19 protein-coding genes are annotated in these 24,968 nt (G+C 61.5%); 15 read left to right on the top strand and 4 right to left on the bottom strand.

The genetic code is table 11. The annotated features are described in order from the left end of the window. Window positions 1-22: 22 nt before the first annotated feature. Window positions 23-1,216, bottom strand: a complete 1,194-nt coding sequence (locus L2I41_RS11170; protein WP_237153635.1) for an HlyD family secretion protein — start codon at window positions 1,214-1,216, stop codon at window positions 23-25. Between the two features lie 436 nt (window positions 1,217-1,652). On the opposite strand from L2I41_RS11170, the gene L2I41_RS11165 reads away from it, so the two are divergent. The 7 genes from L2I41_RS11165 (at window position 1,653) to L2I41_RS11135 (ending at window position 11,565) form a co-directional block, all read left to right on the top strand. Then, complete coding sequence (locus L2I41_RS11165; protein WP_237153634.1) at window positions 1,653-2,297, top strand: TetR/AcrR family transcriptional regulator; 645 nt, start codon at window positions 1,653-1,655, stop codon at window positions 2,295-2,297. Window positions 2,298-3,034: 737 nt separating this feature from the next. After that, window positions 3,035-3,226, top strand: a complete 192-nt coding sequence (locus L2I41_RS11160; protein ID WP_237153633.1) for a hypothetical protein — start codon at window positions 3,035-3,037, stop codon at window positions 3,224-3,226. Between the two features lie 258 nt (window positions 3,227-3,484). After that, complete coding sequence (locus L2I41_RS11155) at window positions 3,485-4,099, top strand: TetR/AcrR family transcriptional regulator (RefSeq protein ID WP_237153632.1); 615 nt, start codon at window positions 3,485-3,487, stop codon at window positions 4,097-4,099. A 120-nt stretch (window positions 4,100-4,219) separates the two neighbouring features. Beyond that, window positions 4,220-5,410, top strand: coding sequence for an efflux RND transporter periplasmic adaptor subunit (locus tag L2I41_RS11150; protein WP_237153631.1), 1,191 nt, complete (start codon window positions 4,220-4,222; stop codon window positions 5,408-5,410). Beyond that, window positions 5,407-9,018 carry an efflux RND transporter permease subunit gene (locus L2I41_RS11145; RefSeq protein WP_237153630.1) on the top strand — a complete coding sequence of 1,204 codons (3,612 nt, stop codon included), beginning with the start codon at window positions 5,407-5,409 and terminating at the stop codon, window positions 9,016-9,018. Before L2I41_RS11150 ends, L2I41_RS11145 begins: the two co-directional genes overlap by 4 nt. A gap of 154 nt (window positions 9,019-9,172) precedes the next feature. Next, complete coding sequence (locus tag L2I41_RS11140) at window positions 9,173-10,798, top strand: acyl-CoA synthetase (protein ID WP_237153629.1); 1,626 nt, start codon at window positions 9,173-9,175, stop codon at window positions 10,796-10,798. Window positions 10,799-10,809: 11 nt separating this feature from the next. Beyond that, complete coding sequence (locus tag L2I41_RS11135) at window positions 10,810-11,565, top strand: enoyl-CoA hydratase (protein ID WP_237153628.1); 756 nt, start codon at window positions 10,810-10,812, stop codon at window positions 11,563-11,565. Between the two features lie 10 nt (window positions 11,566-11,575). On the opposite strand, the gene L2I41_RS11130 is transcribed toward L2I41_RS11135, so the two are convergent. Together L2I41_RS11130 and L2I41_RS11125 are read right to left on the bottom strand one after the other, a co-directional pair. Further along, entirely contained in the window at window positions 11,576-12,118 is a 543-nt protein-coding gene (locus tag L2I41_RS11130) for a DUF2478 domain-containing protein (protein WP_237153627.1), read from the bottom strand. Between the two features lie 263 nt (window positions 12,119-12,381). Continuing rightward, entirely contained in the window at window positions 12,382-12,903 is a 522-nt protein-coding gene (locus L2I41_RS11125; RefSeq protein WP_237153626.1) for a DUF1097 domain-containing protein, read from the bottom strand. A gap of 380 nt (window positions 12,904-13,283) precedes the next feature. Between L2I41_RS11125 and L2I41_RS11120 the strand changes: the two genes are divergently transcribed. The 7 genes from L2I41_RS11120 to L2I41_RS11090 all read left to right on the top strand — a co-directional run bounded on the left by L2I41_RS11120 (window position 13,284) and on the right by L2I41_RS11090 (window position 21,283). Continuing rightward, window positions 13,284-14,705, top strand: coding sequence for a globin-coupled sensor protein (locus tag L2I41_RS11120; RefSeq protein ID WP_237153625.1), 1,422 nt, complete (start codon window positions 13,284-13,286; stop codon window positions 14,703-14,705). A 388-nt stretch (window positions 14,706-15,093) separates the two neighbouring features. Beyond that, window positions 15,094-16,428 (top strand): globin-coupled sensor protein, encoded by a 1,335-nt coding sequence (locus tag L2I41_RS11115; RefSeq protein WP_237153624.1) that lies wholly within the window; start codon window positions 15,094-15,096, stop codon window positions 16,426-16,428. Window positions 16,429-16,558: 130 nt separating this feature from the next. After that, a complete protein-coding gene (ettA, locus tag L2I41_RS11110) occupies window positions 16,559-18,214 on the top strand; it encodes an energy-dependent translational throttle protein EttA (protein ID WP_237153623.1) in 1,656 nt (551 codons plus the stop codon). Between the two features lie 56 nt (window positions 18,215-18,270). Next, window positions 18,271-19,035, top strand: a complete 765-nt coding sequence (tam, locus tag L2I41_RS11105; RefSeq protein WP_237153622.1) for a trans-aconitate 2-methyltransferase — start codon at window positions 18,271-18,273, stop codon at window positions 19,033-19,035. Between the two features lie 68 nt (window positions 19,036-19,103). Next, entirely contained in the window at window positions 19,104-19,388 is a 285-nt protein-coding gene (locus tag L2I41_RS11100; protein ID WP_237153621.1) for a hypothetical protein, read from the top strand. Between the two features lie 575 nt (window positions 19,389-19,963). After that, the gene (locus L2I41_RS11095; RefSeq protein WP_237153620.1) at window positions 19,964-20,476 is read left to right on the top strand and encodes a cytochrome b; all 513 of its coding nucleotides are present in this window, start codon (window positions 19,964-19,966) and stop codon (window positions 20,474-20,476) included. Between the two features lie 114 nt (window positions 20,477-20,590). Beyond that, window positions 20,591-21,283 carry an SDR family oxidoreductase gene (locus L2I41_RS11090; RefSeq protein ID WP_237153619.1) on the top strand — a complete coding sequence of 231 codons (693 nt, stop codon included), beginning with the start codon at window positions 20,591-20,593 and terminating at the stop codon, window positions 21,281-21,283. 101 nt (window positions 21,284-21,384) lie between these two features. Here the strand turns inward: L2I41_RS11090 and L2I41_RS11085 are convergent, their stop codons facing one another. Beyond that, the gene (locus L2I41_RS11085) at window positions 21,385-23,547 is read right to left on the bottom strand and encodes a S8 family peptidase (protein WP_237153618.1); all 2,163 of its coding nucleotides are present in this window, start codon (window positions 23,545-23,547) and stop codon (window positions 21,385-21,387) included. A 415-nt stretch (window positions 23,548-23,962) separates the two neighbouring features. Here L2I41_RS11085 and L2I41_RS11080 point away from each other — a divergent pair, with 415 nt between their 5' ends. Further along, window positions 23,963-24,955, top strand: a complete 993-nt coding sequence (locus L2I41_RS11080; protein WP_237153617.1) for a DUF2336 domain-containing protein — start codon at window positions 23,963-23,965, stop codon at window positions 24,953-24,955. Window positions 24,956-24,968: the final 13 nt, after the last annotated feature.

Below are 24,968 nucleotides of genomic sequence, written 5' to 3'. Positions count from 1 at the left end.
CGCAAGCTGTTGTGGCAGCGGATTACTTGGCCGCTGGCGTCGTCCGGCTGTCGACCGCAACCACCACCGATAGGCCGGGACGCAGGCGCCCGCTTTCAACGACGTCCTTCGGCAAGGCGATGCGCACTGGCAGGCGCTGCACCACCTTTGTGAAGTTGCCGGTGGCGTTGTTGGCAGGCAGCAGGCTGAACACCGCACCGGTGGCCGGCGACAGACTGTCGACCGTGCCTTCGATGTCGCTCTTGCTGCCAAAGGCGTCGACGGTCACCTTGACCTTCTGGCCCGGAACCAGCTGGGCGATCTGGGTCTCCTTGAAGTTGGCGTCGATGTGCACCGTATCGAGTGCCACCAGCGCGCCAAGCTGCTGGCCGGGCGTCACATAGGTACCGATCTTGAAGGCGGTGTTGCCCAGCACACCATCGATCGGCGCACGGATTTCGGTGAAGCTCAGGTCGCGCTTGGCCTTGTCGACGGCGGTGGCAAGCGTCTTGCCGGTCTGTTCGGCCTCAACCTGCTGCGCCTGGAACACGGCGATGTTGGCTTCGGCGACGGTGACCGCCGCTTCGGCCGACTGCACGTTGGCGGCGGCGGCATCGCGGGCAGCGCGGGCATCATCGAGTTGCGACTGGCTCGACACCTTGGAAGCGACGAGCGAGGTCTGGCGATCGAACGTGGCCTGCGCCGAGGCGAGATTGGCCTTTGCCGAGGCGACGCCGGCTTCGGCCTGGGCCACCTGGGCGTTGGCGGCCGCCACCTGCTTGCCGATGCGGGCGATGGTCGCCACGTTGCCGGCAAGGGCGTTTTCTGCCTGGACGAGTGCCAGCTTGTAGTCACCGTCGTCGATGTGAGCGATCACGTCGCCCGCCTTGACGGGCTGGTTGTCCTTGACGATGACGTCGGTGACATAGCCCGACGCCTTGGCCGAGACCATGGTGATGTCGGCGGCCGCATAGGCGTCGTCGGTTTCGATCATGAAGCGGCCTTCGGTCCACCAGGCTTCGCCGGTGCGATAGCCGTAGTAGCCCGCCGCGCCGAGCAGGGCGAGCAAGACCAGCTTGCGTCCGATCCCGGACTTCTTGCGTCGAACCGGTTGGGGCGTTGGCGTCGCCGGCGCAGCCGGAGCCGCTGCCTTGGGCGCTTCGGAGGGCTGATGCGGGGCGGGGCCTTCGAGGACGGCTCCGCCTGCTCCCCCAGCTTCAACGTCGCGCTTTGCCATGGTTCAGCTCCAAAAAGGGTCCCTATCCGCTCCTGGCATTCGGCCAGCGGCGCGTTCTGGGCGTTCGATTGAAGGAATGACCAAACCGTTCGGTCATTATTTGAGGGGATACGTTATCCGTATTGCCCCTAAGGTCTGACCGTGATATCGCATGACTGAACGGTTCGGTCAATATGCTGCGGCGCGAAATTCTGGTCACATGGTTCAAGATAAGTGATCATAAAATCGTGATAATGCGCTGTCTTCCGGGTGGCTCGCAATCAGCGTGCGAACGGACTCAGCGCAAAGCCGGTGGTTCACTATTCTGAGAGGGTGATTCCCGGGCCTTGCTTGCGGATCATCCTGGCTAGCGGTCAATGAGCGGACGGAAAGCGGTCGAACGACAAAAGGGCCTGTTGAATGGCTCAGCCGTTTCGATCAGGCAGGGGTTGAGGTGATGAGTGATGCAACAACAGCCCATGTGGCCGTCGAAGCCCCTGGGCATGACAGCGACAAGCGCCGCCAGATCATGGTCGGGGCGCGGGAAGTGTTTCTGGCCAAGGGATATGAAGGCGCCTCCATGGACGCCATCGCCAAGGCGGCGGGTGTCTCCAAGGGGACGCTCTATGTGTATTTTGCCAGCAAGGACGTGCTGTTCGAGGCGCTGATCGTCGAGGAAAAGCAGATACTTGCGGAAAATCTGATCACCTTCGATGCAAGCGGCGCCAGCTTGCATGAAGAACTCCGCAGGATCGCAATCAACTATTGCGAACTTCTGTCCATGCACGATCACACGTCGTCCATCCGCATGGTCTTGGGCGCTGTCGAGAAGTTTCCCGCCTTTGGGCGTGTGTTCTTCAACGCCGGTCCCCAGCGTGGAGTTGGGCGTCTGGCTGCCTATTTTGAGGACATGGTCGCCGCGGGGCGCATGGAGTGTTCCAATCCCGAGGCGGCCGCGCGCCACTTCATCGCCCTGTGCACCTCGGATGTACTGAAGCGCTCCCTGTTTGCCATTGATCCGAATCCGTCGAGAGAGACCATCGAATCGATGGTCGACGAAGGCTTGGCCGCCTTTGCAAGAGCCTACGGCCTCAAGTCCTGACCCTGTCCGTCCAAAACGAAAGGGGCCGCCGCTGGATTTGCGGTGGCCCCTTGGCCGTTTCAGAATCTGGGTGCCTGTCGTGGCGGCACCCGTCGGGGCCTTCGCTGATCGCCATTCCGGTCCTTGTTCGTTCATGCGACCGGGCCTCCCGATCTGTCAGGGGGAGGGATGTTTCGCTGCGCAGGTCTGGTCCCGTCCGTTGATCGGGTCACCCCTCAAGCCATCAGTTGCTTGATTTTCGTGAGGGTGCCCGAGAAAGTGGCAGAATTTGCAGAGCCAAAGTCGTTCGGATCGCGATTGTCAGTCACATGCTTTCGACAACATCCGCCTTTGCTGATGCCGTCGATTCTGGAGACAGTTCTTCGGTGGGTTCTGATTTATTCAGGACATTTCCCATAGAGATCAGAATGACCAAAATACTCCTTGGTTCATGGTGCATCCTGACCTTGTGACAATAGGCGATCCATTTGCCTTTTTCACCGGATCACACCCCTATCTGCTGTTGACTACAAGAAGAGTTTGAACCTCTTGTTTGACCGAGGCAAGCGGAAACACCGCTTTGACAACTTGATCCGTATTCGGTCTTCGGGAATTTATCTTATGTCGGTCGATTGGCGGCGGCGGCGTTGGAGGCTTCCCTGCCTCTTCGCAAACGGCCTTTCCCCCAGCGATCGTCCTGTGACAATTTGGCACATGTCGTGCATTTCCCTTCGAGTTTCACAGCAAAGGACTCTCCAATGCTCGAACTCGTTTTGCTCGTCTGCATGCAGTCGTCCCCAACCCAGTGCCGAGATGAGAAGCTCTCGTTTGATGGTGGCCCAATCGCCTGCGTCCAGTTCGGTCAGGTCGCCGCGGCCGATTGGGTGGCCAATCATCCCAAATGGATGATCCGCCAATGGAAATGCGCGCCTCGGTCCCGGATCATTTGATACCGGTCGGGACGTGCTCCGATCGGGGTCGGCAGGCGTTCATTCATGGATTGCTAACCACGTTTTGCCTTTCCTCGGTACGATGATCCGCCATGCGAGTCCTGCGTCTTGCGGATGCAATCAGCCGTAGGCGCCGCTTTCGCCTTTTTTCATTCTCCTGCACGAGTCTCTGGCCGTTGAGGCGCAGTGCCTTGACGGCGCGGCCGGTCTGCGCGTTAATGCGAACGAACGTTCGCTCTCGATTGGATCTGGACTGGCATGCATGACGTCCTGCAGGTGACCGAGCTTTGTCGGGAAGAAGAGTTGTCGTCGCAGGATCGCCGTCGTGCGGGCATTCTCGAGGCTGCACGCGCGTGCTTTTCGCTTCGAGGGTTTCACAACGCGTCGATGCAGCAGATCTGCGCGGCGGCAAAAATGAGTCCAGGCGCTCTCTATCGCTACTTCCCGTCGAAAGAGTCGATCATCGAAGCGATCGTCGACGAGGAGGCGCGTCGGGGCGCACGGGCTCTCGCCTTGCTGCATGGTGAAGGGCGCATCCATGATCGCCTGCTCGCCTGCGGCATGGCTTATCTGCGTGGCCTCGAGGAACAGCAGTGCCTTCAGCTCAAGCTTGAGGTTGCTGTCGAGGGACTGCGCAGCGGGACGGTCGGCTTCAAGCGGATCGAGCAGGAGATACGTACCGAGTTCATCGCCGTTCTTTCCGAAGCGCAAGCCAAAGGAGAGTTTGGCGGCGATGTCGACGTTGAACTGGTCGCGTCTACACTTCTTGCAGTCGGCGACGGACTGGCCATGCGCGCAGGCAGCGAAAGCGGTTTGGATCTTGCAGGAACCGAAAGGATGCTGACACGAATTATCGCGGCTGTGCTGCAATAAATGTGAGGTTTCGGGCGCTCCGCCTCTTGGCTGAAGCCGGTGGCTGCCCCATCTGACGGTTCATTACAAATTGGCAATGTTTGTGTTCCCTGATCGCGTGGGAACTTTGGGTGGTAGATCATGAAACGCACTTGGATGACGATTGTCGCACTGGCGGTCCTGGGAACTGCGGCGCCTGCCCTGGCGGCCGATCCGGCCCCCACCTCGGCTGCGGCGTCGCCGGATGTCCCCACGGTTTCGGTCATTACCGCCGCCACCGACGATCTCTCCCAGAAGGTGATCGTCACGGGCACGCTTGTCGCGCGCGAAGAAGTCTCTGTGACGCCCGGTGTCGAGGGGCTCAAGATCGAAGCGCTGCTTGCCGACGTTGGCGATACCGTCAAGGCCGGGCAGGTGCTGGCACGGCTCGCCACCGACACCATCGACGTGGCGCTGGCCCAGAACGCCTCGCAGATTGCCTCGGCTGAGGCGCAGATCGCGCAGGCTGCCGCACAGATCCTGTCCGCGCAGGCATCGGCCACTCAGGCTCAGACTGCCCTTGATCGCGCGCGGACGCTGACCGGCAAGGGCGTGACGTCGCAGGATACGCTTGATCAGCGCGTCGCTGCCGCCGATGCCGCCAATGCCCAACTTGCGGTTGCCAAGCAGGGCCTTGCGGTGGCCGAGGCTGCGCGCAAGCTTCTGGACGCCCAGCGCGCCGAGATCGCATTGCGCAAATCCAAGACCGATGTCATTGCGCCCAAAGCTGGCGTCATTCTGACCCGCGCCGCCAAGATCGGCCAGGTTGCCGCGTCGTCGGCCACGCCGATGTTCGTCATTGCCGAGGACGGCAAGATCGAACTGGACGCCGAGGTTACCGAAACCGCCTTGCCGCGCCTCAAGGCCGGGCAGACGGTGAAGGTGACGCCGTCGGGCGTGGATGTGGCCATCGAAGGCACCATTCGTCTGGTGGATCCACTGGTTGACGCCACCACCCGTCTTGGCAAGGCGCGCATTGCGCTGCCATCGGACGCCGGACTCAAGATCGGCTCCTTCGCCAGTGCTGTGGTCGAGGTTGCGAGTGCGCGCGGTGTGGTGCTGCCGGTGTCAGCCGTCAACACGCTGTCCGACGAGACCTCTGTGCAGATTGTCGACAAGGATGGCGTCGTCCAGACGCGTCCGGTTGATCTCGGCATCAGCGATGCCGGACGGGTGGAAATCAAGAGTGGTGTGACCGAAGGTGACGTCGTCGTGCTGCGGGCCGGCACCTTCCTGCGCGCCGGCGATCATGTGAAGGCGGAGATCGCCAAGGTTACGGGGGCCAAGGGATGAACTGGAACTTTTCTGCCTGGTCGATCCGCAACCCGGTTCCGCCGATCCTGTTGTTCCTGTGCCTGCTGGCACTGGGCGCCTGGTCGTTCACCCGCCTGCCGATCACCAAATTCCCCAACATCGACGTTCCCGTGATCTCCGTGACCATCACGGACTCCGGCTCCGCGCCTTCGGAACTGGAGACGCAGGTCACCAAGAAGGTCGAGGATGCGATCTCCGGCCTGACGGGCGTCAAGCACATCACCTCGCAGATCACCGATGGTCAGTCCACGACCGCCGTGATCTTCCAGCTGGAGGTCAACACCGACCGGGCGCTCAATGACGTCAAGGACGCCGTTGCCGAGATTCGCGGCGATCTGCCCAGCGCGATCAACGAGCCGATCATCCGCCGCATCGACGTCGAGGGGCAGTCGATCCTCACCTATGCGGCGCAATCGCCGGCCAAGACGCCGGAAGAACTCAGCTGGTTCGTCGACGACGTGGTGATCCGCGAGCTGCAGAGCCTCAAGGGTGTCGGGCGTGTCGAACGCATGGGCGGCGTCAAGCGGGAGATCCGTGTCGAACTGGATCCGACGCGGCTGATGTCGCTCGGCGTCACGGCGGCGCAGGTCAACTCCGCGCTCAAGGCCAACAACATCGACCTGTCTGGTGGCAAGGGCGAGGTGGGCGGCCAGACGCAGGCCGTGCGGACGCTGTCGAGCGCCAAGTCCATGGACGATCTGGCCAATACCCGCATTCCCCTGGGCGACGGACGCGAAATCCGCCTGTCCGACGTGGGGACGATCACGGATCTTTGGGAAGAGCCCAAGTCCTTTGCGCGCCTGGATGGCCGACCGGTGGTGGCCTTCGCGCTCTATCGGGCCAAGGGTGCGTCCGATGCGTCGGTGTCGGATGCGGTGCGGGCCAAGGTCGAGGACCTTGAGAAACAGTATCCCGACGTCAAGATGCACCGCATCGACGACGCCGTTGTCTATACCTATGGCAACTATGAAAGCGCCATGGACACGCTGATGGAAGGCGCGTTGCTGGCCGTCATCGTGGTGCTGCTGTTCCTGCGCGACTTCCGGGCGACGATCATTTCGGCGGTGGCGCTGCCATTGTCGGCGATCCCGACCTTCTGGGCGCTGGATATGCTGGGCTTCTCGCTCAACCTTGTCAGCTTGCTCGGCATCACGCTGGTGACGGGTATTCTGGTCGATGACGCCATCGTGGAGATCGAGAACATCGTTCGCCACATACGAATGGGCAAGAAGCCCTATCGGGCGGCGCTGGAAGCGGCGGACGAGATTGGCCTCGCCGTGATCGCGATCTCGATCACCATCATCGCCATCTTCTCGCCGGTCAGCTTCATGGCGGGGATTCCCGGCCAGTATTTCAAGCAGTTCGGCCTGACGGTCGCCATCGCCGTGTTCTTCTCGCTGCTGGTGGCGCGCCTGATCACGCCGATGATGGCGGCCTATTTCATGAAGGCGCCCTATCTCGGCGACGGCACGGACGGGCATCCGCTCTATCGCGGCTTTGCCAAGACGGCGCTGCGCAACATCGTCTTCCTGGCGCCGGTGGGGCTGGTAGCCTATTTTGGTTCCATGTGGGTCCTGGACAACGGGCCTCTGGCCGCGCATTGGGGCCCGCTTGCGCTGCTCGATCGCGGTGCGGCGATGCTGGCCGGCTTCGGCTGGAGCCGGGCGGCCCTCTACACCGCCGCCGGCGTTGTCGTGGCTGGTCTGTTCCTGGCCTGGTTCAACCGTCCGCACACGGAGGATCACGAGGGTGGCATCATCATCCGCGGGTATACCGGGTTCCTCCGCCTGACGCTGTGGTCGCCTGTGGTGCATGTCCGCGGACGTGCGATCAAGCTGCCGATCATGCCGGCGATCACCATTGTGCTCTCGTTGGCAACCTTCGTGCTGGCGCTTGGCCAAGCCAAGAACCTGCCGGACGGCTTCATGCCGCTCGCCGACGAGGCGCGCATCGTGACGTCCATCGAGCTGCCGCCTGGTGCGACGCTGGATGACACGACGGCCACGACCGACGACATTTCGACGCTGATGCACACCATTCCCGAGGTCTCCAGTGTGTTCGTCATGGGCGGCACATCGCCCACAGGGACACTGGAAACGCGGCGCGCGGCCGTCATCGTCAATCTGGTGCCAAAGACCGATCGCACGCTGTCGCAGAAGGAAGTTCAGCTGGTCGTGCAGGAAAAGCTGCTGACCGTGCCGGATATCCGGTTCTTCTTCGTCAACGACCGCGGCGACCGCGAGGCGACGCTCGGCGTACTGGGCAAAAATGGCGACGACGTTGCCAAGGCCGCCGCGTCGCTTGAAAACGACATGCGCAAGCAGCCGATGCTGTCGAACCCGTCCGCGCTGTCGTCGTTTGCGCGTCCGGAAATCCAGATCCGGCCCAAGCGCGACATTGCTTCCGAGCTCGGGGTCACGGCGGAGACGCTGTCGCAGACGATGCGCGTGGCGACCGTGGGCGACGCGTCGTCCAACCTGGCCAAGTTCACGCTCGGGGATCGCCAGATCCCGATCCGTGTGGAGTTGCAGGATGGGGCGCGGGGGCAGCTCGATACGCTGGCGGCCCTGAAGGTTCCGACCACGGCGGGCCGGGCAGTGCCGCTCGCCGCAGTGGCCGACATTTCCTTCGGCCAGGGGCCATCGACCATCGATCGCTATGACCGCGAACGTCTGGTCAAGGTCGGCACCGATATGATGCCGGGCTACACGTCGGGCCAGGGGCTTGATCTCATCAAGAGCCTGCCGGCGGTCAAGACCTTCCCGGCCGGGGTGCATATCCAGGATACCGATGACGCCGAGATCCAGGCGGAAATCTTCACGAGCTTCTTCGTGGCGATGATTTCCGGCATCACGATCGTCTACATTGTGCTGATCCTGCTGTTCAACAGCTTCTTCCAGCCGGCAACGATCATCGGCACGCTGCCCTTGTCCGTGGGCGGCGTGGTGGGTGCTTTGCTGATCACCAACAATTCCGTCTCGATGCCGGTGATCATCGGCATCCTGATGCTGATGGGCATCGTGACCAAGAATGCCATCATGCTGGTGGACTTTGCGGTGGAGCGCGAAAAGCACGGTCTGAGCGAGACGGAGGCGATGATCGACGCTGGGCGCAAGCGGGCACGACCGATCGTGATGACCACCATTGCCATGGTGGCCGGCATGTTGCCGGCAGCCCGCGGCATCGGGCAGGGCGGCGAGTTCCGCTCGCCTATGGCCATCGCGGTGATCGGTGGCCTCGTGGTGTCCACCTTGCTGTCACTGGTGTTCATCCCGTCCTTCTACATGGTGATGAACATGATCAGCCGCGGCATTGCCGCCGTGTTCCACCGCCTGGTGCGTCCCAACGAGGCCGATGAGGATGATGTGGACGCGCATGCGCATGAGCAGCTGGCGCACAATCCATACGCCCACGTGCGCAAGCCCAAGCCCGTTGTGGAAGCGGAGGCTGCCCCACCGTCAAACCCTCCGGCAACGGTGGAATCGGCACCGCCACCACCGGTACCCATGGCGCCAAGGCTGGTGTCGGACAACGGTGACGCTCCGCCGCGTGATCCGCAGCATCAGTTACCGCATGCCGCTGAATGAGTGCAGCAAACGCCCGGTGTTTCGCACCGGGCGTTTGTATTTCGGTAGGTGCTAATCCGGAAGTCGGTCTGGACAGTTGCTGCGTCCAACTGGCACACCTTGGCCATCATCGGGCGATCGGGGGAGACGGTCGCTCGCGGAGGAGCACAGTTCCATGACCAGCAGCATTTACGATATCGATCTCGATCGGAATCCGGCCAATTTCCAGCCTTTGACGCCGCTGACCTATCTCGAGCGCGCCGCTGACGTGTTCCCCGATCGGGTCGCGATCATTCACGGCAATCTGCGCGAAACCTATCGCGACCTGCGTCTGCGCAGCCGGCGGCTGGCTTCCGCGCTGGCAAAGAGGGGCATCGGGCGCGGGGATACGGTGGCGGTGATGCATGCCAACACGCCGGCGATGATCGAGGCCCATTATGGCGTGCCGCTGTGCGGGGCGGTTCTGAACACACTGAACACCCGTCTCGATGCGGCGACGCTGGCCTTCACGCTGGATCACGGCGAGGCCAAGGTGCTGATCACCGACCGCGAGTTCGCCAAGCCCATCAAGGAAGCGCTGGCGCTGTGCAAGGTCAAGCCGCTGGTCATCGACTACGACGACCTCGAATATCCGCAGACCGGCGAGCGTCTTGGTTCACTCGACTATGAGGCGTTTCTGGCCGAAGGCGATGAAAACTACGCCTATCGCGTGCCTGGTGACGAGTGGGACGCCATTTCGCTGAACTATACCTCGGGTACGACGTCAAATCCCAAGGGCGTGGTCTATCATCACCGCGGTGCCTTCTTGCTGGCCATGGGCAACATCATGACCTGCAACATGCCAAATGGGGCGGTGTATCTGTGGACGCTGCCCATGTTCCACTGCAATGGATGGTGCTTCCCCTGGGCGCTTTCCATAGTCGGAGGGACGCATGTTTGTCTCAGACAGGTGCGCGCAAGCGCCATTTATGACGCCATTTCGGAACATGGTGTCACCCACATGTGCGGCGCGCCGATCGTCATGTCGATCATTCTCAATGCCAAGGAGGAGGAACGCAAGGCGGTCTCCAGACAGATCACCTTCCTGACCGCCGCCGCCCCGCCGCCGGAGGCCGTGCTCGCCGCCATGAAGAATGCGGGCTTCAACGTCGTGCATCTCTATGGCCTGACCGAGACCTATGGGCCGTCGACGGTCAACGAATGGAATGCCGACTGGGATGCGCTCGGTTCGGCCGAGTGGGCCGCCAAGAAGGCGCGCCAGGGCGTGCGCTATACCACGCTCGAACGCCTGACCGTGCTCGACCCCGACACCATGCAGCCGGTGCCGGCCGATGGGCAAACCATCGGCGAGGTGATGTTCTCCGGCAATGTGGTGATGAAGGGCTATCTCAAGAACCGCAAGGCCACCAACGAGTCCTTTGCAGGCGGCTGGTTCCATTCGGGCGATCTGGGCGTGATGCATCCCGACGGCTATATCCAGCTCAAGGATCGCTCCAAGGACATCATCATTTCGGGTGGCGAGAACATCTCCTCGATCGAGGTGGAGGATGCGCTCTACAAGCACCCGGCGGTGGCCAATGCCGCCGTCGTGGCCAAACCCGACGAGAAGTGGGGCGAAACGCCTTGCGCCTTCGTCGAGCTGCGGCCCGGCATGGAAGTGACGCCGGACGAGTTGACCGACTGGTGCCGCAAGCATCTCGCCCACTACAAGGTTCCGCGCCATTTCGTCTTCGCCGATCTGCCGCGCACTTCCACTGGCAAGATCCAGAAGTTCAAGCTGCGCGACCAGTTCAAGGCGTGATGGAGGCCGGCGTGGACGATCTCGTTCTTTCCCAAGTGGCAGACGGCATCGCCACGCTGACCCTCAATCGTCCCGACAAGGCCAATGCCTTGTCGGCGGCGATGATGGATGCCCTGGAGGCCGCCGTGCTGGCGGCGGCCACCGATCCTCAAGTGCGCGTGCTGGTGCTGACCGGTGCGGGCAAGGTGTTCTCTGCCGGGCATGACCTGAAGGAAATGCTGGAGCACGAGGACACCGCCTGGCATGAAGCGCACTTCCTGCGCTGCAGCCGTCTGATGGCGGCTATCCGCGCCTGTCCCAAGCCGGTGATCGCGCGCGTCCAGGGTGCGGCGGTCGCGGCCGGATGCCAACTGGTTGCCACTTGCGATCTCGCCTATGCGGTGGAGACGGCGAAGTTCGGTGTCAACGGCATCAATCTCGGGCTTTTCTGTTCAACGCCGTCGGTAGCGCTGTCACGGGCGGTCCCGGCCAAACAGGCGCTGGAACTGGCGCTGACCGGCAAGCTGATCCTGGCACCGCGCGCCGTGGAGATCGGATTGATCAACGCTGCTGTGCCTGCCGATCGTCTTGATGAAACGGTCGCGGAGGCCGCACGGGCGATTGCCGCCAAGCTGCCGGCCGCCATCGCCATGGGCAAGGCGCTGTTCCATCGGCAGATGGGGGTGTCGCTGGAAGCCGCCTATGCGGACGCCTCGCAGGTGATGGCCTGCAACATGGGCGATCCGGAGACGCGGCAGTTGGTGGCGGGCTTCGTCGCCCGGGGGTGAAGGTGCGTGGCTACTCGGCGGCTTGCAGGCCGGCAAGTCCGGTCGCCGTACGGCACCAGCGCAAGACTTCCTCGATATCGGCGGGCAATATTTCCCCGAGGCCACCGTGGAACACCTGGAAGGGCACGGCATAATCGGCGCGGACCGACAGCAGCACCGGCACACCACCGAGAATGGCTTGCTCAATGCCTGAGCGCAGGCCGCGGCCCTCCACTTCGGCCTTGCCGAAGCGGTTGATCAGAAGCAGGTCCGGACGGCTGGCGACGATGCGGTCGAGGCGGCTCGCAGCTTCCGCCAATGCCGCCGAGTCCAGTTTGCAGGACGACGAGAGCGGTCCGAGCTTTTGGGAAATGTCGATCTGGGTGCCATCCTCGATATCGGTCAACAGCATGGCGCCGCAGCATTGATCGGTGGTCGGCATGTGCGCCTGCAGGAAGCCTGCGACACGCACACCAGCTGTCCGCATGCGGGCAACGGCATCGGCCAGCAGGTCATCCACCGGGCTTCCCTCGGGGTAGACGATGGCGGCAATGGGCAATCCGGCGCTGCGCATGGAAATACTCCGCTCAATCACCCGCCGACAGCGTCATGGCAACCTGCTCGATAACTGGCGGCCGCACACGCTTCGATCTGAAGCCATCGCTCTTTGTTCCACCCTTGAAACTCTGTCGGCGAAGGCTGCAGGCAAGATCCGTTATTATCGCGAAAAATTCCATTCCGTCACTGCGCAGAATTGCGGAAGTCCCGTCCTGATTTCCGCATTTTCAGTCCGGAGACCGGGCCGGCGTCGTGCCGGCCCGAAGCCCGTTGGTTCTGCTACTTCGCGATGGCACCAGCGATCTTGCCGGAAAGATAGCCCAGCAGTGAACCGATGACCATGGACAGGGATATGGTAATGGCCGGATTGGTGCCGATACCTCCGGAGATCAGGTTGGCAAGTCCGTCACTGACGTCTGCCCCCTTGAGGATGCAGAAGGCTGCCGTCGACGCATAGCCGTAGACCGCCGCAGGAATCCCGGAGAGCAATGGCAAGTGCGCCCCGAGGATCAGAAGGATCACAGTCGCACCGACCCAGATCGCGGCTGTCAGCGGCAGGTCGCCAATCCCGACCTTGGTGATCAGCAGGAAGGCCAGCGTGGCGCAGATGCTTCCCCAGATATGGGCGGGAATGTTGGTTTTCAGGGCTGCTTCATTGCCACCCGAATGGAAGAAGGCCGCCCAGGCAATGAAACATGCCCAGATCTGCAGGCCAAGCCCTCCTGCCGGACCAAGAAATACATAAGTGGCGATCGCTCCCAGGACGCCGATGACGATGGCTAGCGCCGTGACAAGATTCATATTGTTGTTCCTCCCCTTTTTATTGCGACTACCAAAGGTTTTTCAGGCGGCTTGTTCGCCTTGTTAGTTGACCTGTGTCTCGCGAGGGAGATTATGGCGGCTTTTTCATTCTTCTCCACGTCTGGAGATGCGGCTTTTTGACGTGCTATGTGAGAAAGTCTGTATCTGCTCTAGAACTCGGCATTTGATGTCGTGACATATACGTTTTTCGTGGTGTTTGGTTGTCTGTTGGTTACAAATCAGAGGCTTTATCCGAAGTTGCCAACTTGCAATTTTTACCGATAGAAATGGTGCATTTTATTGATTTTCAAATATAAGAAAATTCAACTTTGCTTAGTTTACCTGCGTATACTCATAGTCAATTTTCCGATGATTTTGCGATGAAACGAAAAAATTGCTGTTTCATATTTATTAGCCATTCCTCTCTAGGATTGGTTTATCTGGTTGCTTGGTTGGGGGGGAGCTCGATGAGCATTGAGGCATCTTTTTCGGGTCATACGACGACGTTTGGTATTGGCGACACTCAGCGTAAGGACATCCGCACCGCCTGGGAGTTGATCAAACCCAAACTCGGCGAAATCCTTGACTCATTCTACGCTCAATGGCAGCGCGATCCCGCCATGGCCAAGATGGTTTCGGGGCGGGTTCCGGCGTTGAAGTCGGCCCAGTCGACCCATTGGGAGCGGTTGTTCTCTGCCAAGTTCGACGCCGACTATTTTGCCAGCGTTCAGCGCGTGGGCATGGCGCATGTGCGTATCGGGCTTGAACCGCATCTCTATATTGCCGGCTACAATCTGGTCGTCGGCCACATCATTCGTATCCTTGGAGAAGCAAACCGCTTTTCCGGCCGGAAAACGGCGCAGCTGATCGCGGCCGTCAACAGCGCCATTCTTCTGGATATGGATATCGCCGTTTCCGTATACGGTGAGACGCTGATGAAGCAGATCGTCGAGAAGCAGCAAAAGGTGGAGTCCGCGATCGCCTCGTTCGACGGTTCGGTGGCCCAGCTGCTCGATCGCCTGCAGTCCGCGTCAAAGGACATGGGCGATACCTCGGACCGCCTCACGACGCAGGTCGGCGAGGTCGAGGGACAAGCCAAGGGTATCTCGGCCGCCTCGCGTGAAACGCAGGGCGGGATCGGCGCGACGGCAGCGGCCACTGAGGAACTGCATGCCTCGATCGCCGAAATCGGCCGACAAGCGGAGACGTCGCGCGTGGTTCTCGACAAGGCCGTCGAGGGAACCCGGCGCACCAGCGGCAACATCAAGGGTCTGGCCACGGCGGTCGGGCAGATCAGTTCGGTGATCGAGCTCATCTCCGACATTGCAGCGCAGACCAATCTTCTGGCGCTCAATGCCACAATCGAGGCGGCCCGGGCGGGTGAGCTCGGCAAGGGCTTTGCGGTTGTGGCGAGCGAAGTGAAGTCGCTGGCGTCGCAGACTGCCAAGGCCACAGAAGAGATCACCGGCCAGATCTCTTCCATTCAGCAGGCCACGCAGCAATCGGTCGATGACATTTCCGGCATTGCCGGAACGGTCGAGGAAGTGGCGCGCATCGGTGCTGCCATCGCCGCGGCTGTCGAGGAGCAGGGGGCTGCGACGCGCGAAATTGCCAACAATGCAAACGCTGCTTCACAGTCGGCTGACGCGATCATGTCTGCGGTCACCCGCGTTCAGGGGGCGACCTCGGCAAGCTCGGACGTTGCCAGAAAGGTGGCATCCCTGGCGGGTGATCTCGAAGGGCAGGCCGACGTGCTGCGGTCTTCGGTCCAGGGCTTCTTCACGTCTGTGCGCAGTGCGTGACGCCGAGTGATGGCCGACAGGCCATGGCCCGGAAAATCTCAAGCTGTTTCAGCCCGGTTGCTCCTCGGACAGCCGGGCTGTTTCACGCGTATAGATATCTATTTTTGAATGTTTTGCACGAACACGCCGCGGTCATATGGGGCGGTCATGGGCGGGGATCCATGGGCTTGTTGATCGCCAAAACAGGCGATCAGGCTGATCGAAGTTTCCGCGCCTAAATAAGTGTGATCAATACATAGAGTGACTTTGAGTGCTTTTGATAAATTGAATATCCGCGTCATGCATATTATATTGAAACGATTGAATGCGAGTAAATGTCTATAAATTTATTATTTGATTAACTATTTTCGATTTTCATCGGAACAGATGAAATAAGTTCGGTGCAGAGATGAGCGGTTTTGGTGACTATGCTGGCCATGCGGCCACATTTGCGATCGACAGTCAGGTTTGCGCCGATCTGCGGCAAGCCTGGAGCATTGTTGAGCCGTCTCTGGATGAAATTCTTGACGCCTTCTACAGCCGTTGGGCCAAGGTTCCCAAGTTGGCCAGCCTGGTCGAGGGGCGTATTGCTCACCTGAAGAAGCACCAAGGGGCGCATTGGCAACGTCTCTTCGCTGCGGATTTCTCTGCCGCATATTTCGAGTCCGTTCACAAGGTCGGCGTTACCCACCAGCGGATAGGCTTGGAGCCGCACTGGTATATTGCCGGTTATACCGACGTACTCGGCAAGATGAACCAGATCATCTCGGCCCGCTGCCGGTTCTCGGGCGTGAAGGCCGGCCGGTTGATCTCTGCTGTCACGCGCGCCTTGCTGCTGGATATGGATATTGCCGTTTCCGTCTACAGCGAAACGTTGGTCAAGCAGATTTGCGATCGGCAGAACCTGGTCAAGGTGTCCGTCGACGACTTCAATGGCAAGATCGTGACGCTGCTCGACGAGTTGAGCCAGGTGTCGGCGACCATGGAGACAACGTCGTCGGCCCTGTCGCGCCAGTCGAGCTCGGTCAGCGGCAAGGCGGAGGACATTCGCGCTGCCCAGAGCCACGCGGCGTCGGAGATCAGCTCCACGGCAGCGGCGACCGAGGAGTTGCACGCATCGATCGGCGAGATCGGTCGGCAGGCGGAAATGTCGCGCCACGTGTCTGCGAAGGCGGCCGAGGACGCCCGGCGCACGGTGCAGTCGGTGCAGGGGCTGGCGAGCGCGGTCGAGCAGATCAGTTCGGTGGTCGAACTGATCAACAATATCGCCGGTCAGACCAACCTGCTCGCGCTCAACGCCACCATTGAGGCTGCACGGGCCGGGGAGCTTGGCAAGGGCTTTGCCGTCGTTGCGCAGGAGGTCAAGCAGTTGGCCGCGCAGACGTCCAAGGCGACGGAGGAGATCACGGCGCAGATTGCTGCGATCCAGCAGGCGACCAACCAGTCGGTGACCGATATCGCTTCCATCACCGGCACCATCGACGACGTGGCACGGATCGGCACCGCGATCGCCGCGGCCGTGGAAGAGCAGGCGGCAGCGACCCGGGAAATCGCCAACAATGCATCGGGGGCGTCGCGCGCCACCGACGCCATCGTGTCGGCGATCACTCAGGTGACGGCGGCCAGCGACGAGACGTCCGCCACGGCCGGCAGCATGAAGACATTGTCCGATACGCTCGGACGGCAGTCGGACGTGCTGCAGCGGAACGTCCGCGATTTCATCCAGCGCGTCTCGGCAGCCTGAACGGGCGGCATCGAGTTTCACGTCTCAAAAAGCCGGTGGGGCAGGGCTCCCATCGGCTTTTTTGCTTTTCCTGCTGGCCCGCTCAGGCTAGAACACGGCCAAACAATTTCACGCAAACATCGGAAGATCCATGGCGCGCGAGTTTATCTATTACATGCATGGCCTCACCAAGTCCTATGGTGGCGGCAAGAAGGTTCTCGACAACATCCACCTGCAGTTCTACCCGGACGCCAAGATCGGCGTGCTCGGCCCGAACGGCTCGGGCAAGTCGACGCTTCTGCGCATCATGGCGGGGCTCGACAAGGAGTTCACCGGCGAAGCCTGGCTCGCCAAGGGCGCGTCCTGCGGCTATCTCGCGCAGGAGCCGCAGCTCGATTCCAGCCTCGACGTGTTCGGCAACGTGATGCTCGGTGTCGCCAAGGACAAGGCGCTGATCGACGAGTATAACGAGCTGATGATGGACTATTCCGAGGAGAACGCGGAAAAGGCCTCCAAGCTGCAGGACATCATCGATTCCAAGAACCTGTGGGATCTCGAGTCCAAGGTCGAGATGGCCATGGACGCGCTGCGCTGCCCGCCGGGCGACGCCAAGGTGGATACGCTGTCGGGTGGTGAACGCCGTCGCGTGGCGCTTGCCAAGCTTCTGCTCGAGAATCACGACCTGCTGCTGCTCGACGAGCCGACCAACCATCTCGACGCCGAGTCGGTGGCCTGGCTGGAAAAGCACCTGCGCGAATTCCCCGGCGCCGTGCTGATCATCACCCATGACCGCTACTTCCTCGACAATGTCACCGGCTGGATCCTTGAGCTCGACCGCGGCCGCGGCATTCCCTATGAGGGCAACTATTCGGCCTATCTGACTGCCAAGTCCAAGCGCCTTGAGCAGGAAGGCCGCGAAGAAGCCGCCCGCCAGCGGGCGCTGGAGCGCGAACGCGAGTGGATCGGCGCCAGCCCCAAGGCCCGTCAGGCCAAGTCGAAGGCGCGTATCAAGTCCTACGACGAGTTGCTGCGCCGCAACGAGGAGCGCCAGACCGTCGGCACGGCGCAGATCGTCATTCCGCCGGGGCCGCGTCTCGGCGACAATGTCATCGAGGTTTCGGGCCTCTCCAAGGGCTATGGCGATCGCCTGCTGATCGACAACCTCAGCTTCGCGCTGCCGCCGGGCGGCATCGTCGGCATCATCGGTCCCAACGGTGCCGGCAAGTCGACGCTGTTCCGCATGATCACCGAGCAGGAAACGCCGGACGGCGGTTCCATCAAGATCGGCGAGACGGTCAAGCTCGGCTATGTGGACCAGAGCCGCGATGCGCTCGATCCCAACAAGACCGTCTGGGAGGAAATCTCCGGCGGTGCCGACGTGATCTATCTGGGCAAGAAGGAAGTGAACTCCCGCGCCTATTGCGGCTCGTTCAACTTCAAGGGTGGCGACCAGCAGCAGAAGGTCGGTTCGCTCTCCGGTGGTCAGCGCAATCGCGTCCACCTGGCCAAGATGATCAAACAGGGCTCCAACGTCCTGCTGCTCGACGAACCGACCAACGACCTCGACACCGAAACACTGGCCGCCCTTGAGGACGCGCTGGAGGATTACGCCGGCTGCGCCGTGGTCATCAGCCATGATCGCATGTTCCTCGACCGTCTTGCCACGCATATCCTCGCCTTCGAGGGCGACAGCCATGTGGAATGGTTCGAAGGCAACTTCGAAGCCTATGAGGAAGACAAGAAGCGCCGCCTCGGCGCCGATGCGGTCAACCCGCATCGCATCAAGTACAAGCCGCTGACGCGGTGATGCATTCCGGCCCGCCGCTCGATCCCGACGGCGGGCCGTTTTGTTTGGAGGCAAGCATGGCCGACTGGTCGCCGTCCACCTATCTGAAGTTCGAGGACGAGCGGACGCGCCCGGCGCGCGATCTGCTGGCGCAGGTGCCGCTGTCGGTGCCGGCCTTCGTTGTGGATGTGGGGTGCGGGCCGGGCAACTCGACCGAGCTCCTGGTGGAGCGGTTCCCACAGGCCCGGCATCTCGGCATCGACACCTCGCCGGCCATGCTGGAGGAAGCCCGTGCACGCCTGCCGGGCGTCACCTTCGGCGAGGCGGATGCTGGCAGCTGGGTGCCGGACACCGCGCCGGATCTCATCTTCGCCAATGCGGTGTTCCAGTGGCTGCCCGATCACACGGCAGTGTTTCAGCGCCTCCTCGGGCTTCTCAAGCCCGGCGGAGTGCTCGCCGTTCAGATGCCTGACAATCTTGCCGAACCGACGCATCGACTGATGCGCGAGGTGGCGTCAGTCGGCCCCTGGGCTCCGAAGCTCGCCACGGCGGCGCGTGATCCGCTGCCGGGCGTCGGCCGTTACTATGAAGCGCTGAAGCCACTCTGCACCCGGCTGGACATCTGGCACAGCATCTACAATCACCCCCTGGATGGCGCGACTGCAGTGGTGGAGTGGGTGAAGTCGACCGGGTTGAAGCCCTTTCTCGATCCGCTGGACGCAGGCGAGAGGGCGGCTTTCCTCGGCGATTATACTGCGCGGGTGGCTAATGCCTATCCGATGCAAGCCGATGGCAAGGTGCTGCTGCGCTTCCCGCGGCTCTTCATTGTCGCTGTTCGATAGGCGGCGACTCCCCTTGGTGGCGAAACTTCGCTAAGGAGGAGCTGTTTCACTCCTGCGACGGTGCCGCCATGTCCTCCGATCTCATCACCATTTCCCTGTCCCGCGACGAGGCCGTCGTGCTGCACGAGTGGCTGGCGCGTGTCGTCGACGACGAAAATGCCGAGGGCATTGCCGAGACGCTGGAGGATGACGCCGAGGTCTGGTCGCTCAATGCCGTGCTGATTCTTCTGGAGCAGGCGCTGGACGAACCCGTTGATCCTGCCTTTGAAAAGCTGCTCAAGGCGGCACGCAAGCGTCTGCGCGACAAGAGCGGTGCCTGGCCCTGGGATGCCAGCGAAGACGCCGGCGACTGAGACCACAGCACCGGTCGATCAGCTTGAATCACCCTCGTCGACACGCGACTGCGCAAACTCTTGAATCCGGAGCTACTTCTTGTCGATCTGACGAATCCGTCGGATCGGAAAGCTCTACGCACTTCCTGCAGGAAGTTGCGGCGTCGGCGCGCATTCTAATCGATTTAAGCGCTCAGTGCTAGAGATACGCAAAAATATGTATGTCGATGCCACGAGTTTGACTAAAGTCACTTGCATCATTGATTTTTTGCCGCATTCTGGAGCTGGGGTCGTCGGGGAGGGCGCCCAGGTTTCCAAAATAGAAAGGCAATTGCGGCGCCTTCCAATGTGACCGTTGTCGGCTCAAGGCCAGAAGGCTGGGCTGTGCAATGTGGTCGCGGGATTGCAGCGAATGCGCGAAGGCGATTCGCCGGTTTCAAGAACACCGACACCCCGAGGACCGGAGTTGGAGGCCGTTGAGGCGTCCGATCTCCTTACAAACGACGGCACTCCGGCGCGCGAGGCATGACCTGCCCGTGACAAGTCGAAAACGACATCGCCTGAGAGGAACAACATCGTCGACGTGGAGGGTGACCATGGATGAGGAATATGAGCCCAAGCGCCCCAACGGGTATAGCGCGCGGCAGATCGGTCTGCATTGGGCCATTGTGGTGCTGGTTTTCTTCCAGCTTGGCTTTGGTGCCGTGATGGAAGAAGCGCGTGGCAAGCTCGGCGACGGCATGCCGATCGATGGCAATCTGGCCATCGGTGTGCGCCTGCACATTTTCGCCGGTGTGCTGGTTCTGTTGCTGGCCGCCGTAAGGCTGGTGGTGCGCCTCGGTTATGGAGCCCCAAGGGTTCCCGAGGGGGTGCCCATGATCCACCAGCGCCTGTCGCTGCTCCTGCATATCATTTTCTATCTTCTGCTGTTCACCGTGCCGATCTCCGGGCTGATCTCCTGGTTCATCGCGCCGGAGATCGGCTGGGTGCATGAAGCCGCCAAGCCGCTTTTCCTGACATTCATCGTCATTCATGCCAGCGCGGCGCTTTATCACCACTTCATCCGGCGTGATGAGGTGTTGAAGCGGATGCTTGTGCCAAAAAGTTGAGGACTAAGCATTTTTGCGCATGTAAAAATGCTTCAACTGCGGTTCAATCCGGATCCCTTTTCCTGACCTGGCCGGTCTCACCGGAAGGTCGGAAGCGATCGGAAGGACCGGGGCATGGCGACAATTCTGATTACCGGGGCCGGTCGCGGGATCGGCCTTGAGCTGTGCCGTCAGTATCTGGCGGCAGGCAGCCGTGTGCTGGCAACGCGCCGGCCAGGACCGGATGTGCCGGCCAGCCTGCGCGATTTGCTCAATGCCTATCCAGACAGTTTGCGCGTCATCTCGCTGGATGTGGCCAGCTCGCGTGCGGTTGCCGATCTGCCTTCGCGCCTTGCCGAGCGGATCGATATCCTCATCAACAACGCGGGCGTCCTGCTTGAGGCCAATCCCTCGACCATTTCCGAGGCGGTGACCTGGGAAGCCTTCGAAAAATCCTTCCAGATCAACACCATCGCGCCGTTGTTCATCTCGCGCGCGGCGCTCTCCAACATGACGCGCGGCGGCAAGATCGCGACGATCTCCAGTGCCATGGGGGCGATGACGCAGATGAAGTCCGACACCACCGCCTATCGCGCCTCGAAGGCGGCGGTGAACAAGGTGATGCAGGGACTGGCCACGGATCTGAAACCGCTCGGCATTTCGGTGGCGATGATCCACCCGGGCTGGGTCCGCACCGATATGGGTGGCCCTGAAGCCGAAGTGAGCCCGGAGGACAGCGCCACCGGCATCCGCAAGGTTCTCGACAGCTTGACCCTGGAGACCAGCGGCCAGTTCTTCCGCTACGACGGACTGTCTCTCAATCCATAAGCGCGCCAGACAAGTCCGCCCGCCCGGTGGTGGATCGTCCGCCCGGCGGTCGCGCCCCAAAGGCTTGCCGATCAGGTCGCGTGACCTGACCGGCAGCGCGGTTACTCGATGACCGACAGCTTGAGCAGCCCGACGTCGCTGTCGGAGTAGCCCATGACCTGAATGTGGTAGGTCACGCCGGCCGTAAGATAGGGGAACATCCCGCTCTGGCGGCTCTGATCGTCGATATCGTCGTTGCTTTCAATCTCTTGCAGGCTGGACAGGCTGTTGCCGCTGTAGATTGCCAGCGCCGTGTCAGCAACGTTGCTGCCGAAGGTGTTGATGAAGTAGTAGCTGCTTGAGGTCGGCTTGAACGTCCACCAGACTGATTTCGTGCTCTCGCTGACCGGCGTCGGCTCGGAGTCTTCGAGCGTGGCGAAGGTGTTGTAGGCGGAGCGGGTCTGCGTGCCTGCAATGCTTTGGGCCTTGGCAAAGTTGTCGTTGACCGGCTCGATTCCGGCCACGAGCACGATCCGGCCGCGCTCACTGGCGGTCTTGCCCGCGACCGAGATGTAATAGGTCGCGCCCTTGACGGCATTGATGGTGAGCGCGCTGGTCTTCACGCCGCTTCTCGCGTTGTCGTTGACCGCCAAGGGAGCCTTGAGAGCGCTGATCCGTGCAGCGGAAGCATAGACCGCGAGCGTTGTGTCGAAGTCGGAATCCGTCGTCGTGACGTGCAGGCGTCCTGTGGATGCCGCGGTGATCTTGAACCAGACCGAGCCGCTGTCGCCGGCCACCGCATGGTATCTTTCACCCGCTTCGTTGGAGGCGAAGACGTTCGAACCATAATACCAGGTGTTGGCGTTGACGGGACGGGCGTAGGCGAAACTGTCGTTCAGATCGGCGGTCGGGTTGGCCAGGAACTGGCGGGCGCTGTTCACCTGGATGAAGGGGAAGGTGAAATGGCCGCCGGTGCGCGTGTCCTTGACGGGGCGTCCGGTGCTGCGCAAGGCCTGCAGGATCTCCGTCACCGAGCGCTTGGGATACAGCGTTTGCAGAACTTCCATGGCACCTGCCACATGTGGGGAAGCCATGGAGGTTCCGCATTCCGCTTCGTATGTCCGCCCGGGAACGGAGGAGATCACGCAATCGTCGAACTCGCCGCCGGGGCCGTAAAGGTCGGTCATCCGGCCGACGTTGGTATAGGACGAAATGGCCAGGGGGGCTTGCTTGCTGGCGGCGCTGACGGCGATGGCGGAACTTATGCAGGCCGGCGCCGACACCGCATCCATCTGATAGGCATTGCCTGCGGCGACGACGACCGCGACGCCCTTCTTGCGCAGGCGGTCGAATATGGCCTTCATGCCGCTCATCTCGCTGTCGCAGTTGCCAGCGAAGGCACCGCCGCCAACCGACATGTTCACGGCCCGGATCGAGTACATGTTGTTGTTGGTGCTGACGAGTTCGTCGACATACTCGAATGCGGCCTCTTCGTCGGAGTCCGATGTCCCGTTCGATTCGCGGAAGATGTTGATGGGAATGTAGGCTGCGTAAGGCGCAACGCCCTGCTTGGGCTGGCTGGCGGTGGCGGTCTTGTTGTACCCGGCAACAATGCCCGCGACATGCGTGCCGTGGATCTGCCCGCCAACGGCAGTTGCAGATCCGGCACCGGTCTGGGAGATCTCGCCGTTTGCGCAGAACGGAGCTTCGTTGCGGAAGCAGGCGGACAGCTTGTCGAGGCGCAGCATGCCCTTGTTGATGAAGGGATGGGTCGGGTCATCGCCGGTATCGATGACCACCACGGTTCCGTAGAGGCCGGTGCCGCCGGCGGCGAAGACCTTGTCCATCTGGATGAAGGGCAGGGACTTGCGCAGCAGCGGGTAGGCCGGTGCGTCATATTCCATGCGGGCAACGGTGGGATCTGCGGCGAGCTTGCGGATTTCCGCTTCGCTCAGCTTTGCGGCAAAGCGCGGCGCCGTCGTCATCATCCGCGCGGCCTTGCCGGGAAGGCGCGACTGCAGGAAGGACGACAGCGCCGATTTGACGGCGCTCTTGGCCAGCGTCCGCGCATCCTGCTTGGCCATGTCGTCGGCGTATTTGCTGGCTGCGAACAGGTTGAGCGTGACGATGACGGGATAGGATGGATTGGACTGCCGCGCCCTTGCGGCTCCCTCCTGCTGATGCTTGGCGAGACCGGAGACGAGATCCGTGAGCGGGCGCTCTGCGGCTTGCAGCGGTGCTGCAAGCAGGATGGCCGCTGCAAGCGCCAAAACCATTCTACGCATCTTGGTCTCCGATTGAACTTTCTGTTCCGAAACAGTTGCCGTTTTGGCCGGCGCGCGTCCACATCAAAATCCGCGCGCTCAAAAAATGTCTCTCTCGTCGGAAACAACGGGTTCGCGGATTGGTTTCTGAAGTCTTAAGCTTTCCTGCCGGTGCATCTAAGCATTTTTGCGCAATAGCGGGAAATTACCGCCCCTGTCAGGAACATCAATGGCAGTTGCAGCGTGTTTTGAATGTAAAATTTCGTAAAATTGCGATGGTCTCCTGAACACGATTTGCAATAATTGGTGCTAACCTCCGATCATTCAGCGGGTGTCAGGAAAAGCCATGATCGAAACCAATCTCGTAGATTTCAAGAGTCTCGCTCTTGATCCGTCCCCTGGCAGAAAGAACGAGCTTCTTAAGGGTGTCGCGTCCTTGTTCGCCTTCACGTCCGAACGCTGCACCATGGAGCAGATCGAGATCTACGACGATGTGATCGGTCGTCTGGCGGATATGGTCGAGGCGGAAGCCAAGATCTTTGCCGCCGAGAAGATCGCTCCGCTGCGCCGTGCTCCCGAACGCACCGTCCGCAAGTTTGCCGCCGACGACATGATCGAGGTGGCCGGCCCCGTGCTCAAGCGTTCGCCGGTGCTCAATGACCATGACCTCGTGGCGATCGCCGAGAAGAAGGGCCATGGCCATCTCCTGGCCATCGCGCAGCGCTCGGTGTTGTCGGAGCGGGTGACCGATGTGGTCGTCGGCCATGGCAACAGCGATGTGCGCCGCACCGTCGCGAGCAATCACGGCGCGCGCCTCGGTGAACGCGCCCTGGCGCAGATCGTCCAGCAGGCGCTGTCCGACGTCCGCATGGCCGAGATTCTCGGCAAGCGTCCCGATACGCCCGATACCGTCATCGCGCAGGTGGTCGGTCAGGCCGTCACCAGCGTCCGTGCTGCCATCGGCAGCGAGGCGGAGAGCGCCATGGAGGCCCAGCTCAACGAAGCGGCCAAGATGGCTGAAGCGCGCATGAGCAACTCCTACTGGCTCGGCCTCTATGACTTCGAGACCGCCTGGGAGAAGATCCTGCACCAGGGTGGGCGCCGCATCGCGTCGGAAGCGCTGATGTGCCAGTATGCGCTCGAAGACCGCTTTGCCGATGTTGTCGCCACCTTTGCCCTTGTGGCCGATCTCGATCTCGAAGAGGCCAAGCACTGGCTGGTGCGCATGGACACCGAACCCTTCGTGGTGATGGCCAAGGCGCTCGGCATGAAGTTCACTACCGTGCAGGCCATGCTGAAGGCCGGTCCCTGGAAGCATCGGCTTGATGGCGAGCAGCGCATGCAGGCGCTCAATCAGTTCCAGCAGATCGACCCGCGGGTGGCGCGTTCGCGCATTGCCGCAACGCGTGGGCAGCGGCTGGTGGGGTGACTTTCCCGAAAGA

Source organism: Oryzibacter oryziterrae (assembly GCF_021864535.1).
Taxonomy (GTDB): Bacteria; Pseudomonadota; Alphaproteobacteria; order Rhizobiales; family Pleomorphomonadaceae; genus Pleomorphomonas; species Pleomorphomonas oryziterrae.
The sequence above is the reverse complement of the archived record's forward strand: the minus strand, read 5'-3'. Positions and strand labels throughout refer to the sequence as shown.

What these genes read in the sequence shown, in the direction of transcription:
- L2I41_RS11085 (WP_237153618.1), bottom strand. Translation starts at nt 23,547, where the DNA reads ATGCGTAGAATGGTTTTGGCGCTTGCAGCGGCCATCCTGCTTGCAGCA.
- L2I41_RS11160 (WP_237153633.1), top strand. Translation starts at nt 3,035, where the DNA reads ATGCTCGAACTCGTTTTGCTCGTCTGCATGCAGTCGTCCCCAACCCAG.
- L2I41_RS11095 (WP_237153620.1), top strand. Translation starts at nt 19,964, where the DNA reads ATGGATGAGGAATATGAGCCCAAGCGCCCCAACGGGTATAGCGCGCGG.
- L2I41_RS11145 (WP_237153630.1), top strand. Translation starts at nt 5,407, where the DNA reads ATGAACTGGAACTTTTCTGCCTGGTCGATCCGCAACCCGGTTCCGCCG.
- L2I41_RS11125 (WP_237153626.1), bottom strand. Translation starts at nt 12,903, where the DNA reads ATGAATCTTGTCACGGCGCTAGCCATCGTCATCGGCGTCCTGGGAGCG.
- L2I41_RS11100 (WP_237153621.1), top strand. Translation starts at nt 19,104, where the DNA reads ATGTCCTCCGATCTCATCACCATTTCCCTGTCCCGCGACGAGGCCGTC.
- L2I41_RS11120 (WP_237153625.1), top strand. Translation starts at nt 13,284, where the DNA reads ATGAAACGAAAAAATTGCTGTTTCATATTTATTAGCCATTCCTCTCTA.
- tam (WP_237153622.1), top strand. Translation starts at nt 18,271, where the DNA reads ATGGCCGACTGGTCGCCGTCCACCTATCTGAAGTTCGAGGACGAGCGG.
- ettA (WP_237153623.1), top strand. Translation starts at nt 16,559, where the DNA reads ATGGCGCGCGAGTTTATCTATTACATGCATGGCCTCACCAAGTCCTAT.
- L2I41_RS11155 (WP_237153632.1), top strand. Translation starts at nt 3,485, where the DNA reads ATGCATGACGTCCTGCAGGTGACCGAGCTTTGTCGGGAAGAAGAGTTG.
- L2I41_RS11170 (WP_237153635.1), bottom strand. Translation starts at nt 1,216, where the DNA reads ATGGCAAAGCGCGACGTTGAAGCTGGGGGAGCAGGCGGAGCCGTCCTC.
- L2I41_RS11165 (WP_237153634.1), top strand. Translation starts at nt 1,653, where the DNA reads ATGAGTGATGCAACAACAGCCCATGTGGCCGTCGAAGCCCCTGGGCAT.
- L2I41_RS11090 (WP_237153619.1), top strand. Translation starts at nt 20,591, where the DNA reads ATGGCGACAATTCTGATTACCGGGGCCGGTCGCGGGATCGGCCTTGAG.
- L2I41_RS11140 (WP_237153629.1), top strand. Translation starts at nt 9,173, where the DNA reads ATGACCAGCAGCATTTACGATATCGATCTCGATCGGAATCCGGCCAAT.
- L2I41_RS11130 (WP_237153627.1), bottom strand. Translation starts at nt 12,118, where the DNA reads ATGCGCAGCGCCGGATTGCCCATTGCCGCCATCGTCTACCCCGAGGGA.
- L2I41_RS11115 (WP_237153624.1), top strand. Translation starts at nt 15,094, where the DNA reads ATGAGCGGTTTTGGTGACTATGCTGGCCATGCGGCCACATTTGCGATC.
- L2I41_RS11150 (WP_237153631.1), top strand. Translation starts at nt 4,220, where the DNA reads ATGAAACGCACTTGGATGACGATTGTCGCACTGGCGGTCCTGGGAACT.